Below are 19,814 nucleotides of genomic sequence, written 5' to 3'. Positions count from 1 at the left end.
TTGAAGCTTAGTCATAAAAAATCACCTCATCATAATTGATAAGGTGATCATACTGCGCCGTTAGACGCATTCATAGACGTTCGGTTATAGTGTGCTTACGTAGTTAACAGTCCATCAGCAGCTTTTTGAAAGCGATTACGTTGATGACCATTTTAATTGCAAAAAAGCGCTATAGTTTCCATTAGTTGGAAGCCATAGCGCTGATTTGTTAAATTTTAGATATCGTAGTCCCCATCTTGCATGGCTTCCACGTTACCTAACAGGTAGCCGTTACCAACTTGCGAGAAGAAATCGTGGTTGGCAGTGGTGGTTGAAATACCATTCATAACGATTGGGTTAACATCGTCGGCCGTATCAGGAAACAGGGGGTCTTGCCCAAGGTTCATCAGAGCCTTATTAGCGTTGTAGCGAATGAAGGTTAAAACTTCATCCGTCCAGCCCACTTGGTCGTAAACTAAATGGGTGTACTTTTCTTCGTTTTCGTATAGTTCGTACAAGAAGTTGAACATCCAGTCCTTTAAATCCTGCTGTTCATTTTCGCCTAATTGGTTATAGCCAATTTGGAACTTATAGCCAATGTAGGTACCATGGACGGATTCATCACGGAGGATTAGTTTGATGATTTCTGCAACGTTGGCTAATTTGTTATGTCCCAGATAATAGAGTGGTGTGAAGAAGCCGGAATAGAAGAGGAAGGTTTCCAAGAACACGTTGGCAATCTTTTTCTTCAAAGGGTGGTCGTCATCATGATACAGATCACGAATGCGTAACGCTTTGTTTTGTAAAAATTCTTCAGTATCGCTCCAATTAAAGATCTCATCGATCTCATCTGGCGTATTTAAGGTTGTAAAGATCGATGAATAGCTTTTCGCATGAACGGATTCCATGAATTGAATGTTATTCAACACGGCCATTTCGTGCTGAGTCTGGGTGTCTTTTCGCAGTGATGCCATGCCGTCTTGTGATTGCAAAGTATCAAGTAAGGTTAGCCCACCAAAAACGTGCCCCACGACCCATTTATGCGTGTCATCGAGTCCTCGCCAGTCGTCCAGATCATTTGAAAGCGGAATCCGGGTATCTAGCCAAAACTGCTCCGTTAACTTTTCCCAAGTGGCTTTATCAATTTGATCGTCCACTGCGTTCCAATTGATTGCATGATATGATTCTGTCATTAGTATTCTCCTTTAGCGTCTAACTATAACGCTGACGATATGACTACCAGCGCACAGCTTAAATGACGCAACTTTCACACTGGTTAGCACCGATCTCGCCTTCATCGTCCGTAAATGTCCGGACGTAGTAAATCGACTTAAGGCCCTTTTTGTGGGCGTAATTGCGCAAAATACTCAAATCACGGGTGGTCATTTTGTTGGTGCGACCGTTCTTCCATTCATACAGGCCTTCTGGGATCGTTGAGCGCATAAAGAGGGTCATACTCATTCCTTGATCAACGTGTTGCTGAGCAGCAGCGTAGACGTCGATCACTTTACGCATATCCGTATCATAGGCGGATTTGTAGTAAGGCAACGTTTCGTTTGAGAGGTACGGTGCTGGGTAGTAAATATTACCGATCTTCTTTTCCTGCCGTTCTTCGATCCGGTTAATGATGGGGTGCAGACTGGCAGTGGTGTCGTTGATGTAAGAAATTGAGCCGTTGGGGGCAACTGCCAAACGGTTTTGGTGATACAGACCATCTTTCATAACTGTCTTTTTAAGGTTTTCCCAATCCTCAGCAGTGGGGATGAAGATGTCCTTAAACAGTGATTTGACTTTGTCAGATTGGGGTATGAATTCGCCGTTTTGGTTGGTGTATTTGTCGAAATAACTGCCATCAGCATAAGCACTCTTCTCAAAGTTGTAGAAGGTGGTGTGGCGTTCCTTAGCGATTTGGTTAGAAGCCACTAGGGTCCAGTAGTTCAGCAACATAAAGTAGATGTTAGTGAATTCAATGGTTTCTGGATCGCCGTACATCATTTTGTTTTTGGCGAAGAAGCTGTGCAGTCCCATACCGCCAAGACCTATCGTGTGGCCGAGTTTATTACCGTTTTGAATCGATGGGACAACGTCAATATCAGAATGGTCAGTGATGAAAGTTAACGCTCGGACCATGGTTTCCACCGAGTGGCCGAAATCGGGACTTTGCATCAGGTTAACAATGTTGGTCGAACCCAAGTTGCAGGAAATATCGCGGCCCATTTGAACGTAGGTCTGGGTGTTATCAACGGTTGAGGGTGTTTGAACCTGTAAAATTTCGGAACAGAGGTTACTCATCACAATGCGGCCGTCAATCGGGTTGTCCCGGTTAGCGGTATCAATGTTAATGATGTAAGGATAGCCGGATTCCTGCTGCAGTTTACCGATTTCAGTTTCCAGTTCCCGGGCAGGTAGCTTCTTTTTGCGGATTGAATCGTTGGCCACCATGTTGTCGTATTCTTTGGTGATGTCAACGTAACTAAACGGGACGCCGTATTCGCGTTCAACGTCGTAGGGGCTGAATAAGTACATATCCTGATTATCCCGGCAAAGTTCATAGAATTTATCTGGTACAGTAATGCCTAATGACAAGGTCTTCAGCCGAATCTTTTCGTCCGCGTTTTCCTTTTTAGCTGATAGAAACGCAATGATGTCTGGGTGGAAGACACTAAGGTAGACCACCCCAGCCCCTTGCCGCTGACCTAATTGGTTGGAATAGGAAAAACTGTCTTCCAGTAACTTCATGACAGGGACCACACCACTGGCGGCGCCTTCGATATTTTTGATGGGATCGCCGGCACCACGCAGGTTGGATAAATTGATGCCAACACCGCCACCAATTCTTGAGAGCTGCAGTGCGGAATTGATCGTGCGGCCAATGGTATTCATATCATCAGTGGTTTGGATCAAGAAACACGATACCAGTTCACCACGCTGTTTACGGCCAGCGTTTAAGAAACTTGGCGTTGCTGGCTGGTAGCGCTGGTGAATCATTTCGTCTGCGAGGTCCATGGCGAGGTGGTCATCACCGTCAGCAAAGTACAGGGCGTTCATGGCAACCCGGTCAATGTAGTTTTCCAGGTAATAGTCGTTATCGTTGGTCCGCAGAGCATATTGCGCATAAAATTTATAAGCGGCCATAAAGGTCTTAAAGTGAAAGTTTTGAGATTTAAGATAAGTGTATAATGATTGGATAAAGTCAAATTGGTATTTATGATAGAAACCAGTCTCAATATAATCATTTGCCAATAGGTAATCAAAACGGTCTTTTAGCGAGGCAAATTTTTTGGTATTCGGTTCAACATTTTGGGTCAAAAAAGCTTGTAATGCTTCTTGATCCTTATTTAGCGGGATCTGACCGTTGACTGGAATGTTGATTTCGTTGTTCAGGTCGTAATAGGTGACGTCTTTAAGGTCTTTTAAGCTCATTTTAACCAGCTCACTCTTTTCTATTGGGATTAAATTCTGTAAAATAAAAAGGCGGCGTTTTCTGGTATCCAGAATACGCCACCTTATGCCTGCGTATGTTAAATGGCCAGTTTTTGCAATTGATCTGGTCGAAAACCGCTAAACTGCGTATCAGCAGTTTCAATGACGGGCAGGGACTGAAAGCCCTGGCCCTTGAGATAATCAACGTACTGCGGATCTTCGTTAATGTTGTGCTCAATAAAGTCGACGTGGTGTTCCGTTAAGAATCGTTTAGTCATTTTGCATTGCATGCAGTTGTTCTTTGAATATACCGTTACTTTTGCCATATCAGTCACGCTCCTATGTAATCTTGGTAATCTCGATAAATAGAGTTTACACTAGTCAGCCAAAAATTCAACTATCAGACCCCTATATTTTGCGCCTATCTAAAGCGACAAGTACTAAATATGGGGCAGTAGCAGTCATTCTAATTACTTTTAGTCAGTAAAAAATATTTTCGATAACGATGTTCAACAGTTAAAGGGGAAATGCAATCATAACAGTTGATGAACAATATATGCAAGAGGCATTGTTAGAGGCTCACAAATCTGCCTTGATCGGTGAAGTCCCAATCGGTGCGGTGATCGTTCACGACGGTCAGATTGTTGGTCGGGGCCATAATCTGCGTGAGCACAGTCAACTGGCCGATGACCATGCCGAAATGATGGCCATTAGTGAAGCCAACCAGTGCCTCCATAGCTGGCGGTTAGTCGACTGCACGCTGTACGTCACGCTAGAACCATGCATCATGTGCAGCGGTGCCATTATTAATTCACGCATTGATCGAGTGGTGTTTGGTGCCCGTGACCCCAAAGCGGGTGCGGTGGCATCACTGTATAGTTTATTAAATGATGCCCGGCTGAACCATCAAGTGACCGTGACAGAAGGGGTACTGGCAACACAGTCTGGGGCGGTTTTAAAGGCGTTCTTTAAAGCGGCCCGTAAGCGTAATAAACTCAAGAAAAAGCAGCGCGGCAATAAACCGTTAGGATAATGTAATTATGACTAGCATTCACATTTTAAATATGGTAAAGTAGAAGTTGCCGCAAGGCCTTGGGGCAAGGGTGACCTTACGAATTGTGTCAGGTCCGGAAGGAAGCAGCACTAAGTATGTGTGACTTTGTGCTCCAAGTTTATATGACCTTAATGAGGACGGAACAAAACGTTGAGTTTTGTTACCGTCCTCTTCTTATACAATTTTTAACGTGGTGAATGTATAGTATTTGACCAATAAACACTATATAATGTTTATCAGTGAGTTTTACGAGTTAACCCAAAAGAATCGAGGGAAATAGTCATGAGTTACCAAGCCTTATACCGGGTGTGGCGGCCACAGCGATTTGACGAAGTGATCGGCCAAAAACTGATCACCCAGACTTTGAAAAACGCCGTTAAAACTAAACAAATTAGTCACGCCTACCTGTTTGCAGGGCCACGGGGGACGGGGAAAACCTCGATGGCGAAGATCTTTGCCAAGGCAGTGAACTGCCCCAATCAAAAAGATGGTGAACCCTGCAATGAGTGCGATACCTGCAAGGCAATCACCAAGGGGACGTTAAATGACGTGATTGAGATCGATGCTGCCTCTAATAACGGGGTAGAAGAGATCCGCGATATTCGGGATAAAGTCAAGTACGCCCCAACTGAGGCGGAATATAAAGTTTACATCATTGATGAAGTTCATATGCTGTCCACCGGGGCTTTTAACGCGTTGTTAAAAACCTTGGAGGAACCGCCGGCAAACGTGATCTTCATTCTGGCCACGACTGAACCGCATAAGATTCCGGCCACAATCATTTCGCGGACTCAGCGGTTTGATTTTAAACAGATTCAAGCAAAAGACAGCCTATCGAGAATGGCTTATATTCTAAAGGAAAAGCACCTGCAGTACGACGACGAAGCGCTGAAAGTAATTGCGAAGGCTTCTGAAGGCGGTATGCGGGATGCCCTGAGTATTTTGGATCAAGTCATCTCATTTGGTGATGATACGGTCACGCTGGATAATGCGCTCTTAGTCACGGGTGCGGTTCGTAAGCAGCTGCTAGTGACGTATCTGACTCAAGTGACACAACAGGAAACGCAAAAAGCCCTGATGACGGTCCAAGAGATTTTAGATGATGGTAAAGATCCAGAGCGGTTTACGGAAGATCTAGTTAACCTGACCCGTGATCTGCTGCTCTATCAGCAATCACCAGAACTGGTGACCCAGATCGAAATGGATCAGGTCGATTCGGATTTCAAACAGTTGGCAACGACCATAAAACCACAGCAGCTATACGATATTATTGATGATTTAAATGATATTCAACAGCAAATGCGCTTTACGACCCATGAAGATGTTTATCTGGAAGTCCTGACAGTGCGCTTAGCGGGACGTCAGGCTCAGCCCAGTCAAACCGCGGCAACTGGTCAAGTTGACAATGCGGTGGTCGAACGCTTGGAGACTGAGATCAGCAGTCTGAAAAAGACGGTGGCTAATTTGCAAAAGGCACCGGCAGCGGCTGCATCCAGTCAGCGGCCGGCCGTTCCAAAGCCAACAGCTAAGCCGAAGCGGACTCAGGTTAACTTGAGCCAGGTCTACCCAATCTTAGGTGCAGCTACCCGCAAAGATCTATCGGCACTACAGGAAGTTTGGTCAGATTTAATGAACATTTTGTCGATTCCGCAACGGTCGATCATGGGGGTCTCCAAGCCGGTGGCCGCCAGTCCTGATGGGGCAATTATTGCGTTTGACTACGCCTTTTTGCAGCAACGGGCAAACGCTGATCAGGAATTAAATGATGCGCTGGAAAATGGCTTAGATCGACTGACCCATAAGGTGCCCAAGCTGGTCTTTGTGCCCACTGACCAATGGCCGCAAATTCGTAAAACCTATTTGCAGCAGCATCAGGTGACTGCGCAAAATGATCAGGAAACTGATGATGCAGCTCAGACCGATGATCAGTCGAATGACGACGCTTCGCCATCAACGACTGAACCGGTGGTGGATAAGGCCAAAGAACTGTTTGGCGATGATGTTATTGATGTTAAAGCAGATTAATCATAATAATACAGAGGATGGTAAAGAACTATGATGCGTGGAAATAGAAACATGGGTAACATGATGAAGCAAATGAAAAAGATGGAAAAGAAATTGGCTGAGGAACAAAAAGTCATGGAAGCTAAGACGTATACCGGTGTTTCTCCCGATGAGATGGTTAAGGCAACCTTCACGGGGAAACGGGAAATGACGGATCTGACAATTGATCCTAAGGCCATTGATCCCGACGATCCCGATATGTTGAGTGACTTAATTTTGGCTGCTGTTAACTCAGCTTTGAAACAAATCGATGACGAAGGTAAGCAGACCTTAGGTAAGTACACGAACAACATACCAGGTATGTAGTCGACGTAAGGAGTGAGTGGCAGCATGCAATATCCAGAACCAATTGCACAACTAATTGATAGTTATATGAAGCTGCCAGGAATCGGACAAAAAACGGCCACTCGATTGGCATTTTTTACCATCGATATGGACAGTGATGATGTGACCCAGTTTGCTAAGTCGCTGATTTCGGCTAAGCGCGATCTGCATTTTTGTTCGATCTGCGGTAATATAACTGAAAATGATCCCTGCGATATTTGTCAAGATAAGACTCGTGATCAGAGTCAGATCTTAGTGGTTGAACAGGCTAAAGACATCATGACGATGGAAAAGATGAAGGAATATCACGGTTTATACCACGTGTTAAATGGTGTGTTATCGCCGATTGAAGGTAAGGGCCCAGAGGACTTAAACATGGCTAGCCTGCTTAAACGACTGCAGACGAATAAAGCTGTAAAGGAAGTTATCGTGGCGACTAACGCCACGCCAGAAGGTGAAGCAACCGCGATGTATCTGTCGCGGCTGATCAAGCCAGCTGGCATTAAAGTGACCCGGCTAGCCCACGGCCTATCAGTTGGCTCAGATATTGAGTACGCTGATGAGATGACGCTCTATAAAGCGGTGGAAGGCCGAACCGAAATGTAATGAGGAAGTGACAACTTGTTTGGTGCAGGTAAGAAGCACATTAAACAGCAGTTTGATAATCAGCTATTAATGACCATTGAACACGCTAAAGAAGAGTGGGATCAGGCTAAACAGACTGAAATCGCCATTGCGGATGTCGATGAAGAAATTACGGCACAAACGGCATTGGCAAGACAAAAGTACCTTTTTTTATACCGCGAAGCCCGTCTGCGTCATGTGAAGGGACATCACATTCAGCCGTCCGTTTTTGACCATTAAATAAAGGCCGTGATTTTACCGAGTACAATGAGGTAAATATCGCGGCCTTTTTGGCTGGTTTTACTAAAGTCTGAGACTTGCTAAGCGCTTGATTACCTCCCCCTAATCAAGTACAATTGCTAGTGTCGCATCATTTCGAACGGTGATGGTTTTGAGCGTCATTGCGTACGCCATCACCGTAAATTAGTAAATTATTGGAAGCGAGGTGACCAATGTGGCAGGATTATTTATTACGTTTGAGGGGCCAGATGGCGCTGGTAAAACCACGGTTTTAAGCGCGATTGCTGACCAGTTTAAGACGGCAAAACGCACGGACATTCTGGTTACCCGTGAGCCAGGCGGTAATCAGATTTCAGAAGCCATTCGCAACCTGATCTTGGATCCTAAAAATACGCAAATGGACGTGCGCACGGAAGCGCTGCTCTACGCGGCCTCACGGCGACAGCTGATTCAAGAAACCATTCGGCCCGCGTTGGCAGCTAATAAGGTCGTTTTATGTGACCGGTTTGTTGACAGTTCGGTGGCGTATCAAGGTGCCGGCAGACAGATCGGGGAAGAGGCTGTTTTTCAGATGAACCAATTTGCTACTGAAGGATTGACACCAGATCTCACGGTTTATGTGGATGTTCCATCTGAGGTGGGTCTGGCACGGATCAAAGCGCACCGTGCCAACGTTGATCGACTCGATGCCGAAACCCTTAGTTTTCATAAACGGGTTCGGGCTGCGTATCTGCGATTAGCCAAGCAGCATCCGGATCGCATCGTGACCGTGGACGCCACCCAGCCAGTGGCAACCGTGATCGACCAGACGATGACGTTAATCACCAATGCGATGAAACAGCGTTAACTGACAGAGAGGAAGGTTCTGGATATGAAGCTAGTGATTGCAATCGTGCAGGACAAAGATGCTAATCGGCTGCGCAGCGAATTTGTGAAAGCTGAAATTGGCGCAACGCGTCTATCAACTACCGGTGGTTTCTTGAAGTCTGGTAACACAACTTATATGATTGGTATCGAAGATCAACGGGTCCAAGAAGTCCTTGATCTGATCCATAAGACGTCGCGAACCCGGCAGCAGTTCATGACGCCCCCAGTTAATATTGATACTCAAATGGACAGTACGTCTGGTTATCCGGTTGAAGTTCAGGTGGGTGGCGCAACAGTCTTCGTCCTGCCAATCGAACAATTTCACCAATTTTAATTTAAATGGAGGCAGTCGTGGCAGAACAAAACTTAATTGAACAAGCCGAAGCCAAGCAGCCGCACTTAATGCAGCATTTTATTCACCTAGTGACCACTAATCGGCTCAGCCATGCCTACCTGTTTTCGGGTCTGCCAGGTTGCGGCAAACGGGCGGTTGCACAAGTTGTTGCCATGCGGTTATTTTGTGAGCAGCCCAACGCGGATGGCATGCCCTGTGGCCATTGCGCGGAATGCGGCCGAATTTTGGCTGGTGATAATCCCGACGTTGTCACGGTGGAACCTGATGGCCAGCGTATTAAGATCGATCAGGTCCGTTATATTAAAGACGAGTTTGCCAAAAGTCCGGTGGAGGGCTCAACGAAGGTCTTCATCATCGAAGGCGCCGAAACGCTAACGACGAACGCGGCTAACGGGCTGTTAAAATTCATTGAAGAACCCGTCGCTAACCGGGTCATTTTTTTATTGACCACCAATAAGAGTATGATGTTATCGACGATCTTGTCGCGAACACAAATTGTGGAATTTCCACCACTGTCAGCCGATGCCTTTGCTGGCAGCCTGCGCCAGCAGCACATTTCTGAAAATCAGATTCCGCTACTGGTTGGGTTGACCAATAGTCTTGATGAAGCGGAACAATTAGTGGCCGATGATTGGCTGGCCAACTGCCAGCACGAGCTGAGCCGCTGGTTTACCCAATTGGCTAAACATGACGACATGGCCTTTGTGACCGTTCAGACGGGGCTAATGCCATTGGCCCATGACCGGGACCATCAGGCGGTGATCTTAGACGTCATCGTGTTGCTTTGGCAAAATACGTTGCAGGCTAAATATCTGTCGGACAAGGACCAGTCTGATTTTCCAGAAATTCAGACGACGATGGCGGAGCTGGCACAGTCATTGACCAGACAACAGTTACTGGTGATCTTAACGGCGGTGCTTAACACTAAAAAGGCGCTGGCGGGTAATATGAATATTCAAAGTATCTTAGAAACCTTAACGTTGCAGATCTTAGCTGACATGAAACAGAAAGCTTAGGGTTTGCGGATGTTCTTTTAACGGAACATTCAGTACATAATGAATAATTAAAGAGGGTGCAATCTTGGCAAAGCGGGATGTTTATGAGGAGCTGAAAGATTTACAGGCCGAAATGATGGAAATGATCTCGAAATTTGAACACGTTCAAGATGAAGTCACCAAGACATTGGAACAGAATGCGGAACTGAAAATTGAAAACCAGCATTTGCGTGAAGTAATGCGGGCTGATCATAATGAGGCCATTAACAGCGGTAACGCTGAACCGCAGCTGTCAAAGTCACGGCAAAATCTCGAAAAATTATACGAGGAAGGGTTTCACGTCTGCAACTTTGAATATGGCAAACGCCGAGAAGACGATGAACCCTGTGCTTTTTGTTTAGATGTGATCTATGGTGAACGTTAATCAGGAGGAATCAGTGTGCAATCTCAATTAAGCTTTTCAAAACAAAATCAAACCGGCACGCTTTATTTAGTGCCAACACCAATTGGTAATTTGGGCGATATGACTTTCCGCAGCGTCGACGTTTTAAAACAAGTTGATCTGATTGCAGCTGAAGACACGCGTAACACCCAAAAATTACTCAATCACTTTGACATTGAAACACCGCAAATTAGTTTTCATGAACATAACACCCAAGAACGCATTCCACAGCTCGTGGCCAAGCTACTAGCAGGTAAAAATCTGGCCCAGGCCAGTGATGCCGGCATGCCATCAATCAGCGACCCAGGTCATGAGCTGGTGGTTGCTTGTATTGAAGAAAATATTCCGGTAGTCCCGCTACCGGGGGCTAACGCTGGGTTAACAGCGCTGATTGCTTCTGGGCTTGACCCGCAGCCGTTTTACTTTTACGGCTTTTTGGACCGGAAGCCAAAACTTCAGGTAGCAGAACTGGAGGCCCTTAAAAACCGGCCGGAAAGTCAGATCTTCTATGAAGCACCGCACCGGTTAGCTAAGACGCTGCAGCATTTAGTTGATGTGTACGGCGAACAACGCGAAGCTGCACTATGTCGTGAACTCACTAAAAAACACGAACAGTTTTTACGTGGTCCTTTAAGCGAGCTATTGGAATGGGCCCATCAATCGGATCAGGTGCGCGGCGAATTTGTCGTGATTGTTAGCGGCAATCCCAATGGCGAACAAGAAACGGCTGCGAAGCCGGATTATAGTAATCTCAGTATTGAAGCCCACGTGGATCAGCTGATCAACACTGGGTTAAGACCCAACGATGCAATCAAGCAGGTCGCACATTTACGGCAATTAAAAAAGCAGGAAGTTTATCAGATCTATCATCATCTTGATCAGAATTAAAAAATGAGGAGTAAACCGAATGGGTGCAAATATCTTTTCAGAAAAACATCAGATTACCTTTTATGAAACGGATGTCACCAATACTGTGACACCGGCGATGCTGGTCAACATGATCATTTTGGCATCGGAAGACCAAACGGATTCTCTGGGCGTTGGCGCGGAGGCAGTGGCTAAATTGGGCATTGGCTGGGTCGTCACGCAGTACAAGATGGACATTACCCGACTGCCCAAGGTGGGGGAGACCGTTGAACTATCGACTCAGGCGACCTGCTATAACCGATACTTTGCGTTTCGGGAATTTTGGGTCCATGACAGTGCCGGTAAGGAATGTGTTCACGTTGAGAGCATCTGGGTCACGATGAACCATGAAACGCGTAAGCTCGTGACGATTCCAGAAGCAGTCATTGCGCCGTTTAATTCAGAAGAAGTCAAAATGATTCCCCGGATATCGCGGCCGAAACGGCTGACGGATTCAGATCAGTTAATGACTAAAAAATATCAGGTACGTTACTTTGATATTGACGGTAACGGTCACGTGAATAACGCGCACTATTTTGACTGGCTGTTAGATGCGCTGCCCATGAGCTTTTTGACCCGGCATAATTTAACCGAGATCAATATTCGGTTTGAAAATGAGGTTCAGTATCATCATATTGTGACTAGTGAAGCCACTTTAATGACGGATGTACCGGAAACCATTATGACCAAACACCGGATCGTGATGGAAAACGGTGAAGTTGCTACCGAAGCAGAATTTCACTGGGAACCGGTCACGCAGCACACTGATCAGGCGTAGGTGGCAGACAATTAGGCTTAGGTGTATGATAATGGCTGAAGAATGAGAAAAAAGAGGTATTGAAGCGATATGAAAGTACTGGCGCTAGACACGTCTAATCAAACGTTAAGCGTAGCGGTAATGTCAGATGACCAGGTTTTAGCAACCACGACCGTGACCACCACGAGAAAACACGGGGCGCATCTGTTACCGATTATTGAAGAATCAATGCAAATAGCAAAGTTAAAACCAGCCGATCTGGATCGGGTGGTCGTCGCTGATGGTCCGGGATCATATACTGGCTTAAGAATCGGGGTCACCACGGCCAAAACGCTAGCGGATACGTTGAATATCGAACTTGTCGGAGTTTCGAGCTTAGGCACGATTGCGGCGAACATCATGGCTGAAAATCAGCTGGTGGCCGTTTTATTTGATGGCCGTAATGACAACGCTTTTGCGGGTGTGTACCGGATTCAAAACGGGATGCCGGTTTCTATCATCGAAGATCAGCACATTCCCTTTGAAAAATTATTGCCGCAAATTAAAGCGTTAGCTGAACCGGTAGTTGTTCTAGGTGATCTAGACGCATTTAAAGAACGGTTGAAAACGGCTCTTGAAGCCAATTTGATTCAATATCCAATTGAGCTGAGCCTCCCGAGTGCCGTGCAATTAGGCCGACTTGGTCAACGGCAGGCACCCGTCAGTGATGTCACTAGCTTTGTTCCACGCTACTTACGTCTGACCAAGGCGGAAGCCGATTGGCAAAAGCAACACCCAAAAGAGGATAGTAGTCATTATGTTGAAAAAGTTTAAAAATTGGTATCGGCAACTCTTTCAGATTCAGGATACCAAGTTCCAAGATGTTTTAGATATCAAAAATCACGAGGTTCATATTCAGGACGTCGCGTATTTTTTGGCCAAAGCACAATTTACGGATATTCCGGAAATGCTGGGGATCGAACGCGCGGTTTACGGTGGTAAAACGCCGTGGGACTCCGCAGCCTTTGCCAGCGAACTGCGCCATGGCACTGACCGGTTATACTTGGTGTTGCGCCGGCATGACCGACTGCTCGCTTTTATCGGCTGTACGTTTGATGATGCCAAAGGTGATGCGCATATTACCAATATTGCGGTGGTACCGGACTATCAAAACCGTGGCCTTGGGCATTTTTTGATTGCGGTGATGATTAAAAAAGCCCGCCATTTAGAGCTGAAGCAGGTTTCACTAGAAGTTCGACTGAGTAATGTGCGAGCACAAGCCTTATATCAGGACTTGGGCTTTGAAAAAGCGGGAATCAAGAAGGGATACTACTTTGGTGACCATGAGGATGCCGTTGACATGGTGATCACGATTGGTGACCCTGAAGATGCAGAAGTTTAACGCGTAATAAATCAAAATTGATTTGCTTAAATGAAACTTGTTCATGAAGGAGGAATATTAAACGTGGAACGGAACTTAATCTTGGCCTTTGAGTCAAGTTGTGATGAAACCAGTGTGGCAGTGATTGAAAATGGCGAGAAGATTCTTTCCAACATCGTTGCCACGCAAATTAAAAGCCATCAGCGGTTTGGTGGGGTCGTCCCTGAAGTCGCTAGTCGGCACCATATCGAACAGATCACCGACTGCATTGATCTGGCCATGTCGGAAGCAAAGGTCAACTATGAGGATCTATCAGCCGTGGCAGTGACTTATGGACCAGGTTTAGTTGGGGCGTTGCTGATTGGGGTAACGGCAGCTAAAACGGTGGCTTATGCCCATGATTTACCCTTAATTCCGGTAAATCACATGGCCGGTCATATTTACGCGGCCCGTTACGTGAAGCCAATTGAATTCCCAGCGTTGGCCCTGTTAGTTTCAGGGGGCCATACTGAATTGGTCTACTTAGCTGGCCCAGGCCAGTTTGAAATTATCGGTGAGACCCGGGATGATGCGGCTGGTGAAGCTTATGATAAGATTGGTCGGGTACTGGGAATCAACTATCCGGCTGGCCCAGAAGTTGACCGGCTGGCGCATCTAGGCAAGGACACCTTCAGCTTCCCACGGGCGATGGATGATTCCCAATCCTTTGATTTCAGCTTTAGTGGTCTCAAGAGTGCGTTTATCAACACGGTCCACCACGCGGATCAAATTGGTGAAACCCTAAAGCGAGAAGATTTAGCCGCCAGTTTTCAGCAGGCCGTTGTGGACGTGTTAGCAGATAAAACCATGCGGGCACTGGACGCTTATCCGGTAAAACAGTTGATCTTAGCCGGTGGGGTTGCTGCTAATCACGGCTTACGGGAACGGCTAGATTCAGAACTCACCGCTTTTTCAGACGTTGAGTTTCTTAAAGCACCTTTGAAGCTTTGCGGTGATAATGCCGCTATGATCGGGGCAGCGGCCTATGTCAGCTACCAGCTGAAACAGTTTGGCGACATGAGTCTGAATGCTGATCCGAGTCTGGAGTTTGACTGGATTGCCTCATAATTTTAATCATGATGACATAAGACTAAAAGACAGATTGCCAATATTGGTAATCTGTCTTTTAGTCTTTATGCTAATTAGTTATTCAGATAAGTCTTCTAAAGTCAGTGACGCATTTTCCCAATTATTTTCAGTGGTTTCAATTTGGGCAGTGATTTCCTCAAGCTGCTTTTGCAGATCTGCCATTTTAGCCTGATCAGAAAAGACGTCTGGTTTGGTCATCGTAGTTTCAATTTGCCCCTTTTGATCAGTTAGATCGGTTAACTGCTGCTCTAAGGTTGCAACTTGACGTTTTAACTTACGAGCCTGTTTTTGATGTTCTTTTGACTGCTGATAGTTTTGCTTCTTTTGGCTGACTGGTTTAACGGCCAGACTGGGATCTGCTGCTTCAGCTTCTGCCTGTTTCTTGGCCGCAACGGCTGCTTGTTCATCCTTTTTTTCAATGAAGTAGTCATAATCGCCAAGAAAAAGTTCGGACCCCTTGGCAGATAACTCAATGACCGAAGTGGCAACTTGATTAATAAAGTAACGGTCATGAGAAACGAACAGAATCGTCCCATCAAAATCGTTTAGCGTGTTTTCAAGCACTTGTCGGCTGTCGATGTCCAAATGGTTAGTCGGTTCATCCAAAATCAGCAGATTATCGTGTCTAAAGGCGAGTTTAGTTAACAGCAGGCGAGCTTTTTCACCCCCACTTAAACTGTGCACCAGTTTGTCCACGTCTTCGCCGGTAAACAAGAAGCTGCCAAGGATGGTCCGAATGTCTTTTTCAGGTGTTGTGGGGTGCTCGTCCCAGAGTTCGGCGAGGACGGTCTTATTACTATGCAGAGAACGCTGCTCTTGGTCGTAGTAGCCAACGTCCACACCGGTACCAAAATTCACACTGCCGCCTAACGCTGGAATTTTACCAAGGATGGTTTTTAACAGCGTTGATTTACCCACACCGTTGGGACCCACGATGGCGATGGCTTGATGTTTTTTAAGGTCGATATTGACGGGTTGGACCAGTATTTTGGCCGGATCGTAGCCAACTGCCAGATCTTTTACGGTTAAGACGATATTGCCACTTTGACGGCGTGGGGTAAAGGCGAAGTGAGCGACTTTATCGTCTGACTCAGGGCGATCGATTCGGTCCATCTTTGCCAGTTGTTTACGCCTGGCCTGGGCCCGTTTAGTGGTCGAGGCCCGAACAATGTTACGGTTCACAAAGTCTTCAAGTTGAGAGATCTTATGCTGCTGTTTATCGTATTCCTTCCATTGTCGCTGCAGCTGGGCCGCCTTTTGAGTCACATAGGCGGAATAGTTGCCATGAAAGTGGGTGAGGGTGCCCATGGACATTTCGTAGACTTCCGAGACTAGTCGGTCGAGAAAATACCGGTCATGAGAAACAATCAGTAAGGCGCCTTTATAGGATTGGATATAGCCTTCAAGCCAAGTGAGCGTTTCCACGTCCAAATGGTTAGTAGGTTCATCTAGTACCAGCAAGTCGCGTTTCTCCAGTAATAATTTAGCCAGTGCTAGCTGGGTTTTTTGCCCCCCAGAAAGCTCATTGATCGAACGGCCATAGTCTTCTTCACCAAATTCAAACCCGTGCAGGACCCCGCGAATTTCAGCGCGGTAGCCATAGCCATTATTATTTTTAAAAGCGGTTTGACGTTGGTCATACGTTTTTGAAAGCTGTTCAAATTGCTGGGTATTATTAATGACCTCGGGATCACTCATTTGTTCTTCCAAATGATGTAACTCGTCTTCTTGATCTTGGAGATCTTGGAAAACGCTGGCCATTTCTTCCCAAATTGATTTATTCGAATCCAGACCGGTATCTTGGGCTAAATACCCAATGGTCATGCCTTTTTTATAGATGATCTGTCCATCATCAGGAGCATCGATGCCCGTGATCATGCGGATGAGAGTAGACTTGCCGGCACCATTACGGCCAACGAGTGCTACCCGTCCATGTTCAGGGACATCTAAGCTGACATTATCAAAAAGAGTATCCGCACCGAACCGGCGTGTTACTTGCTGGACCTGTAATAACATGTCGTATCAGCACCTTTCTATTGTGAAACTATTCTACCATTAATTTGGTCAATTCTGATAGTATGGCGGGAATGTTGAGAAAATTTATTATTGAAAATTATTTCACAAATCGGCCTGGTATGCTACAATTGACTCGAATGATGGTTTCACAAACTTATTTATTTTATGAAATCGCAATAAATTAGATGATTAAAAAAATCGTTTCTTAAATTGTTTTAATCAAGTGAGTTCACAGGGAGGAAAAGAAATTGGCAGAAACAAAAATTCCAAAAGCCACGGCCAAACGATTGCCAATCTATTATCGCTATCTGAATATTTTACATGATTCCGATAAAAATCGGGTATCGTCAACGGAGCTTTCTGAAGCTGTTAAAGTCGATTCGGCAACGATTCGGCGTGACTTTTCATACTTTGGCGCCCTTGGAAAACGGGGTTACGGGTATGATGTTGATAGTTTATTGAAGTTTTTCAAAAAGATCTTAAACCAGGACAAGCTGACGAATGCAGCCTTAATTGGTGTCGGTAACTTAGGCAATGCATTACTGAACTTTAACTTTCATCAAAACAGCAACGTGCGGATCAGTGCGGCCTTTGATGTGCGTCCAGATCTGGCAAATACCGTTCAAAGCGGTGTGCCGATTTATCCGATGGCTGAGTTACGTAAGCAGCTGGAAGATCAGCAAATCAAGATCGTGATTTTAACGGTGCCTGAATCAGTGGCACAAAACGTGACGGATGACGCTGTTGCTGGCGGTGTTCAAGGAATTCTTAACTTCACACCGTTACGGATCTCAGTGCCATCTAACGTACGGGTTCAAAACGTTGATCTGACGAATGAACTGCAGACTTTGATCTACTTCTTGGATCATTACAACGAGGAAGATTAAGTTATTATTTTAATATAGATCATGTAGATTAAAAAACGGTTTATTTGATTGTTTCGAATGAACAGCTTGAGTATCAGTTGATTATGACTGGTATTCAGGCTGTTTTTAGATTTAGGAGCCGTCACCAAAATCGATAAAACCAAGTAAATTATTTTTTTTGGGTAAATCTCTTGCATTTGGGTGGGAATAATTTTATAGTATTAATTGTGATTAGCACTTGTGTTAGGTGAGTGCTAATAGTGCTAAACTTTATATTTATTGGAGGGATTCAAGTGTTAAAACCATTAGGAGACCGTGTAATTTTACAAGCACAAGAAGAAGAAGAACAAACTGTTGGCGGCATCGTGCTAGCCAGCAATGCTCAGGAAAAGCCACAAACAGGCAAAGTCATTGCTGTAGGTGATGGCCGGGTGCTTGACAATGGTGAAAAGGTTGCGCCAAGTGTTAAAGAAGGCGACACTGTCTTGTTTGATAAATACGCAGGTACTGAAGTTAAATATAACGGTGACTCTTACCTAGTTGTTCACGAAAAGGACCTTGTCGCAATCGTCGACTAGTTCAGAATTCAACTAGAAAAATTGTTAAACGATATTATTTTATGAGGTGAAGTTAAATTATGGCAAAACAACTTAAGTTTTCTGAAGATGCTCGTTCAGCAATGCTGACTGGTGTCGATAAATTAGCAGATACAGTTAAAACAACTCTTGGCCCTAAAGGCCGTAACGTGGTTTTGGAACAATCATACGGCAACCCAACTATCACGAATGATGGTGTTACGATTGCGAAGTCAATCGAATTGTCAGACCACTTTGAAAACCTTGGCGCTAAGTTAGTTGCTGAAGTTGCTTCAAAGACTAACGATATCGCTGGTGATGGTACCACCACTGCTACCGTATTGACTCAAGCAATTGTTAATGAAGGTATGAAGAACGTGACTGCTGGTGCTAACCCAGTTGGTATCCGTCGCGGGATCGAAAAAGCAACTAACGCAGCTGTTAAGGCCTTACATGAGATGAGCCACAAAGTTGCTACTAAGAGTGATATTGCTCAAATCGCTTCGATTTCTTCCGCTGACAAACAAGTCGGTGATTTAATTGCTGACGCCATGGAAAAGGTTGGTAACGACGGGGTTATTACCATTGAAGAATCTCGTGGTGTTGATACCAGCATGGACGTTGTTGAAGGAATGCAATTCGATCGTGGCTACATGTCACAATACATGGTCACTGATAACGATAAGATGGAAGCTAACCTTGATAATCCATACATCTTGATCACTGACAAGAAGATCGGTAACATTCAAGATATCTTACCATTATTACAATCAGTTGTTGAACAATCACGTTCACTCTTGATCATTGCTGATGACATTACTGGTGAAGCACTACCAACCCTTGTTTTGAACAAGATGCGTGGGACCTTCAACGTTGTTGCTGTTAAGGCTCCTGGTTTTGGTGATCGTCGTAAGGCTCAACTTCAAGATATTGCCGTCTTGACCGGTGGTACTGTGATTACCGATGACTTAGGCTTGAACTTGAAGGACGCTACCTTGGATCAACTTGGCCAAGCAAACAAGGTCAACGTTACCAAAGATGACACCACCATTGTTGAAGGTGCTGGCGCTAAGGATAAGATTCAAGAACGGGTTACTGAAATCAAGACTCAAATTGATGCCACAACTTCTGACTTTGACCGTGATAAGTTAAAGGAACGTTTGGCTAAGATGGCTGGCGGGGTTGCTGTTATCCGTGTTGGTGCCGCAACTGAAACCGAATTGAAAGAACGTAAGTACCGGATCGAAGATGCTTTGAACGCTACCCGTGCCGCTGTTGAAGAAGGCTTTGTTTCTGGTGGTGGTACTGCATTAGTTAACGTCATTCCTGCAGTTGAAAAGGTTGAAGCTGAAGGCGACGAAGCAACTGGTGTTGATATCGTTCGTCGTGCGCTTGAAGAACCAGTTCGTCAAATCGCTGAAAATGCCGGTGTTGAAGGTTCAGTTATCGTTGAACACATGAAGACATTGAAGGCTGGCGAAGGTTACAACGCTGCTACTGATAAATACGAAAACATGGTTGATGCCGGTATCGTTGACCCAACCAAGGTTACTCGTTCAGCACTTCAAAACGCAGCTTCAGTTTCAGCATTGCTGTTAACAACTGAAGCCGTAGTTGCTGATGAACCAAAGAAGGATGATGCTGCACCAGCTGCACCTGCTCAACCAGGTATGGGCGGTATGATGTAACATTTCGTTCAAACAATATCTGCTTGAATGTTAAACTAAAAGCACCTGAAATTGCACTATGCCCTGTCAAGTTGACAAATGAAATAATATAAAGTTTTATGTGTTCCTAAGCGGCTTCACTCCAGTATTCGTCTGGAGTGAGGCCGTTTCT

At 45.3% G+C, this 19,814-nt stretch carries 21 protein-coding genes and 1 other RNA gene; 18 read left to right on the top strand and 4 right to left on the bottom strand.

The features are described 5' to 3' along the window. Positions 1–215: 215 nt before the first annotated feature. The 3 genes from nrdF to nrdH form a co-directional block, all read right to left on the bottom strand. Positions 216–1,172, bottom strand: coding sequence for a class 1b ribonucleoside-diphosphate reductase subunit beta (gene nrdF, locus FFM73_RS09925; protein WP_137631592.1), 957 nt, complete (start codon positions 1,170–1,172; stop codon positions 216–218). Between the two features lie 58 nt (positions 1,173–1,230). Beyond that, positions 1,231–3,402, bottom strand: coding sequence for a class 1b ribonucleoside-diphosphate reductase subunit alpha (nrdE, locus tag FFM73_RS09920; protein WP_137631591.1), 2,172 nt, complete (start codon positions 3,400–3,402; stop codon positions 1,231–1,233). Positions 3,403–3,500: 98 nt separating this feature from the next. Further along, a complete protein-coding gene (gene nrdH / locus FFM73_RS09915; protein ID WP_089136456.1) occupies positions 3,501–3,728 on the bottom strand; it encodes a glutaredoxin-like protein NrdH in 228 nt (75 codons plus the stop codon). Between the two features lie 206 nt (positions 3,729–3,934). Between nrdH and tadA the strand changes: the two genes are divergently transcribed. The 15 genes from tadA (at position 3,935) to tsaD (ending at position 14,497) form a co-directional block, all read left to right on the top strand. Beyond that, entirely contained in the window at positions 3,935–4,435 is a 501-nt protein-coding gene (tadA, locus tag FFM73_RS09910) for a tRNA adenosine(34) deaminase TadA (RefSeq protein ID WP_206750973.1), read from the top strand. A gap of 56 nt (positions 4,436–4,491) precedes the next feature. Next, positions 4,492–4,578, top strand: an RNA gene (gene ffs / locus FFM73_RS09905) — signal recognition particle sRNA small type. Positions 4,579–4,738: 160 nt separating this feature from the next. Further along, positions 4,739–6,481, top strand: a complete 1,743-nt coding sequence (gene dnaX / locus FFM73_RS09900) for a DNA polymerase III subunit gamma/tau (protein ID WP_137631589.1) — start codon at positions 4,739–4,741, stop codon at positions 6,479–6,481. A gap of 30 nt (positions 6,482–6,511) precedes the next feature. Beyond that, the gene (locus FFM73_RS09895; protein WP_137631588.1) at positions 6,512–6,826 is read left to right on the top strand and encodes a YbaB/EbfC family nucleoid-associated protein; all 315 of its coding nucleotides are present in this window, start codon (positions 6,512–6,514) and stop codon (positions 6,824–6,826) included. Between the two features lie 24 nt (positions 6,827–6,850). Continuing rightward, entirely contained in the window at positions 6,851–7,450 is a 600-nt protein-coding gene (gene recR / locus FFM73_RS09890; RefSeq protein WP_137631587.1) for a recombination mediator RecR, read from the top strand. Between the two features lie 15 nt (positions 7,451–7,465). Next, on the top strand, positions 7,466–7,708 hold the full coding sequence (locus FFM73_RS09885; protein WP_137631586.1) for a YaaL family protein: 243 nt from the start codon (positions 7,466–7,468) through the stop codon (positions 7,706–7,708). Positions 7,709–7,922: 214 nt separating this feature from the next. After that, positions 7,923–8,555 (top strand): dTMP kinase, encoded by a 633-nt coding sequence (tmk, locus tag FFM73_RS09880; protein WP_137631585.1) that lies wholly within the window; start codon positions 7,923–7,925, stop codon positions 8,553–8,555. A 24-nt stretch (positions 8,556–8,579) separates the two neighbouring features. Continuing rightward, a complete protein-coding gene (gene darA / locus FFM73_RS09875) occupies positions 8,580–8,909 on the top strand; it encodes a cyclic di-AMP receptor DarA (protein ID WP_137631584.1) in 330 nt (109 codons plus the stop codon). Positions 8,910–8,926: 17 nt separating this feature from the next. Beyond that, a complete protein-coding gene (holB, locus tag FFM73_RS09870; protein WP_137631583.1) occupies positions 8,927–9,946 on the top strand; it encodes a DNA polymerase III subunit delta' in 1,020 nt (339 codons plus the stop codon). Positions 9,947–10,010: 64 nt separating this feature from the next. Further along, positions 10,011–10,349 (top strand): DNA replication initiation control protein YabA, encoded by a 339-nt coding sequence (locus tag FFM73_RS09865; RefSeq protein WP_054654172.1) that lies wholly within the window; start codon positions 10,011–10,013, stop codon positions 10,347–10,349. A 9-nt stretch (positions 10,350–10,358) separates the two neighbouring features. Beyond that, a complete protein-coding gene (rsmI, locus tag FFM73_RS09860; RefSeq protein WP_373278663.1) occupies positions 10,359–11,255 on the top strand; it encodes a 16S rRNA (cytidine(1402)-2'-O)-methyltransferase in 897 nt (298 codons plus the stop codon). A gap of 19 nt (positions 11,256–11,274) precedes the next feature. Then, entirely contained in the window at positions 11,275–12,051 is a 777-nt protein-coding gene (locus tag FFM73_RS09855) for an acyl-[acyl-carrier-protein] thioesterase (protein ID WP_137631581.1), read from the top strand. Between the two features lie 69 nt (positions 12,052–12,120). Then, positions 12,121–12,843, top strand: coding sequence for a tRNA (adenosine(37)-N6)-threonylcarbamoyltransferase complex dimerization subunit type 1 TsaB (gene tsaB, locus FFM73_RS09850; protein WP_137631580.1), 723 nt, complete (start codon positions 12,121–12,123; stop codon positions 12,841–12,843). Then, entirely contained in the window at positions 12,827–13,411 is a 585-nt protein-coding gene (gene rimI / locus FFM73_RS09845) for a ribosomal protein S18-alanine N-acetyltransferase (protein WP_137631579.1), read from the top strand. Before tsaB ends, rimI begins: the two co-directional genes overlap by 17 nt. A gap of 30 nt (positions 13,412–13,441) precedes the next feature. Beyond that, a complete protein-coding gene (gene tsaD, locus FFM73_RS09840; protein ID WP_171001271.1) occupies positions 13,442–14,497 on the top strand; it encodes a tRNA (adenosine(37)-N6)-threonylcarbamoyltransferase complex transferase subunit TsaD in 1,056 nt (351 codons plus the stop codon). A 78-nt stretch (positions 14,498–14,575) separates the two neighbouring features. Here tsaD and FFM73_RS09835 read toward each other — a convergent pair whose 3' ends face one another. Then, on the bottom strand, positions 14,576–16,534 hold the full coding sequence (locus FFM73_RS09835; RefSeq protein ID WP_137631578.1) for an ABC-F family ATP-binding cassette domain-containing protein: 1,959 nt from the start codon (positions 16,532–16,534) through the stop codon (positions 14,576–14,578). 248 nt (positions 16,535–16,782) lie between these two features. Here FFM73_RS09835 and FFM73_RS09830 point away from each other — a divergent pair, with 248 nt between their 5' ends. The 3 genes from FFM73_RS09830 (at position 16,783) to groL (ending at position 19,663) form a co-directional block, all read left to right on the top strand. Beyond that, a complete protein-coding gene (locus FFM73_RS09830) occupies positions 16,783–17,421 on the top strand; it encodes a redox-sensing transcriptional repressor Rex (RefSeq protein WP_054654169.1) in 639 nt (212 codons plus the stop codon). 272 nt (positions 17,422–17,693) lie between these two features. Beyond that, complete coding sequence (gene groES / locus FFM73_RS09825; protein ID WP_054654168.1) at positions 17,694–17,978, top strand: co-chaperone GroES; 285 nt, start codon at positions 17,694–17,696, stop codon at positions 17,976–17,978. Between the two features lie 59 nt (positions 17,979–18,037). Continuing rightward, on the top strand, positions 18,038–19,663 hold the full coding sequence (groL, locus tag FFM73_RS09820) for a chaperonin GroEL (protein ID WP_137631577.1): 1,626 nt from the start codon (positions 18,038–18,040) through the stop codon (positions 19,661–19,663). Positions 19,664–19,814: the final 151 nt, after the last annotated feature.

The organism is Secundilactobacillus hailunensis, from assembly GCF_005405185.1.
Taxonomy (GTDB): Bacteria; Bacillota; Bacilli; order Lactobacillales; family Lactobacillaceae; genus Secundilactobacillus; species Secundilactobacillus hailunensis.
The sequence above is the reverse complement of the archived record's forward strand: the minus strand, read 5'-3'. Positions and strand labels throughout refer to the sequence as shown.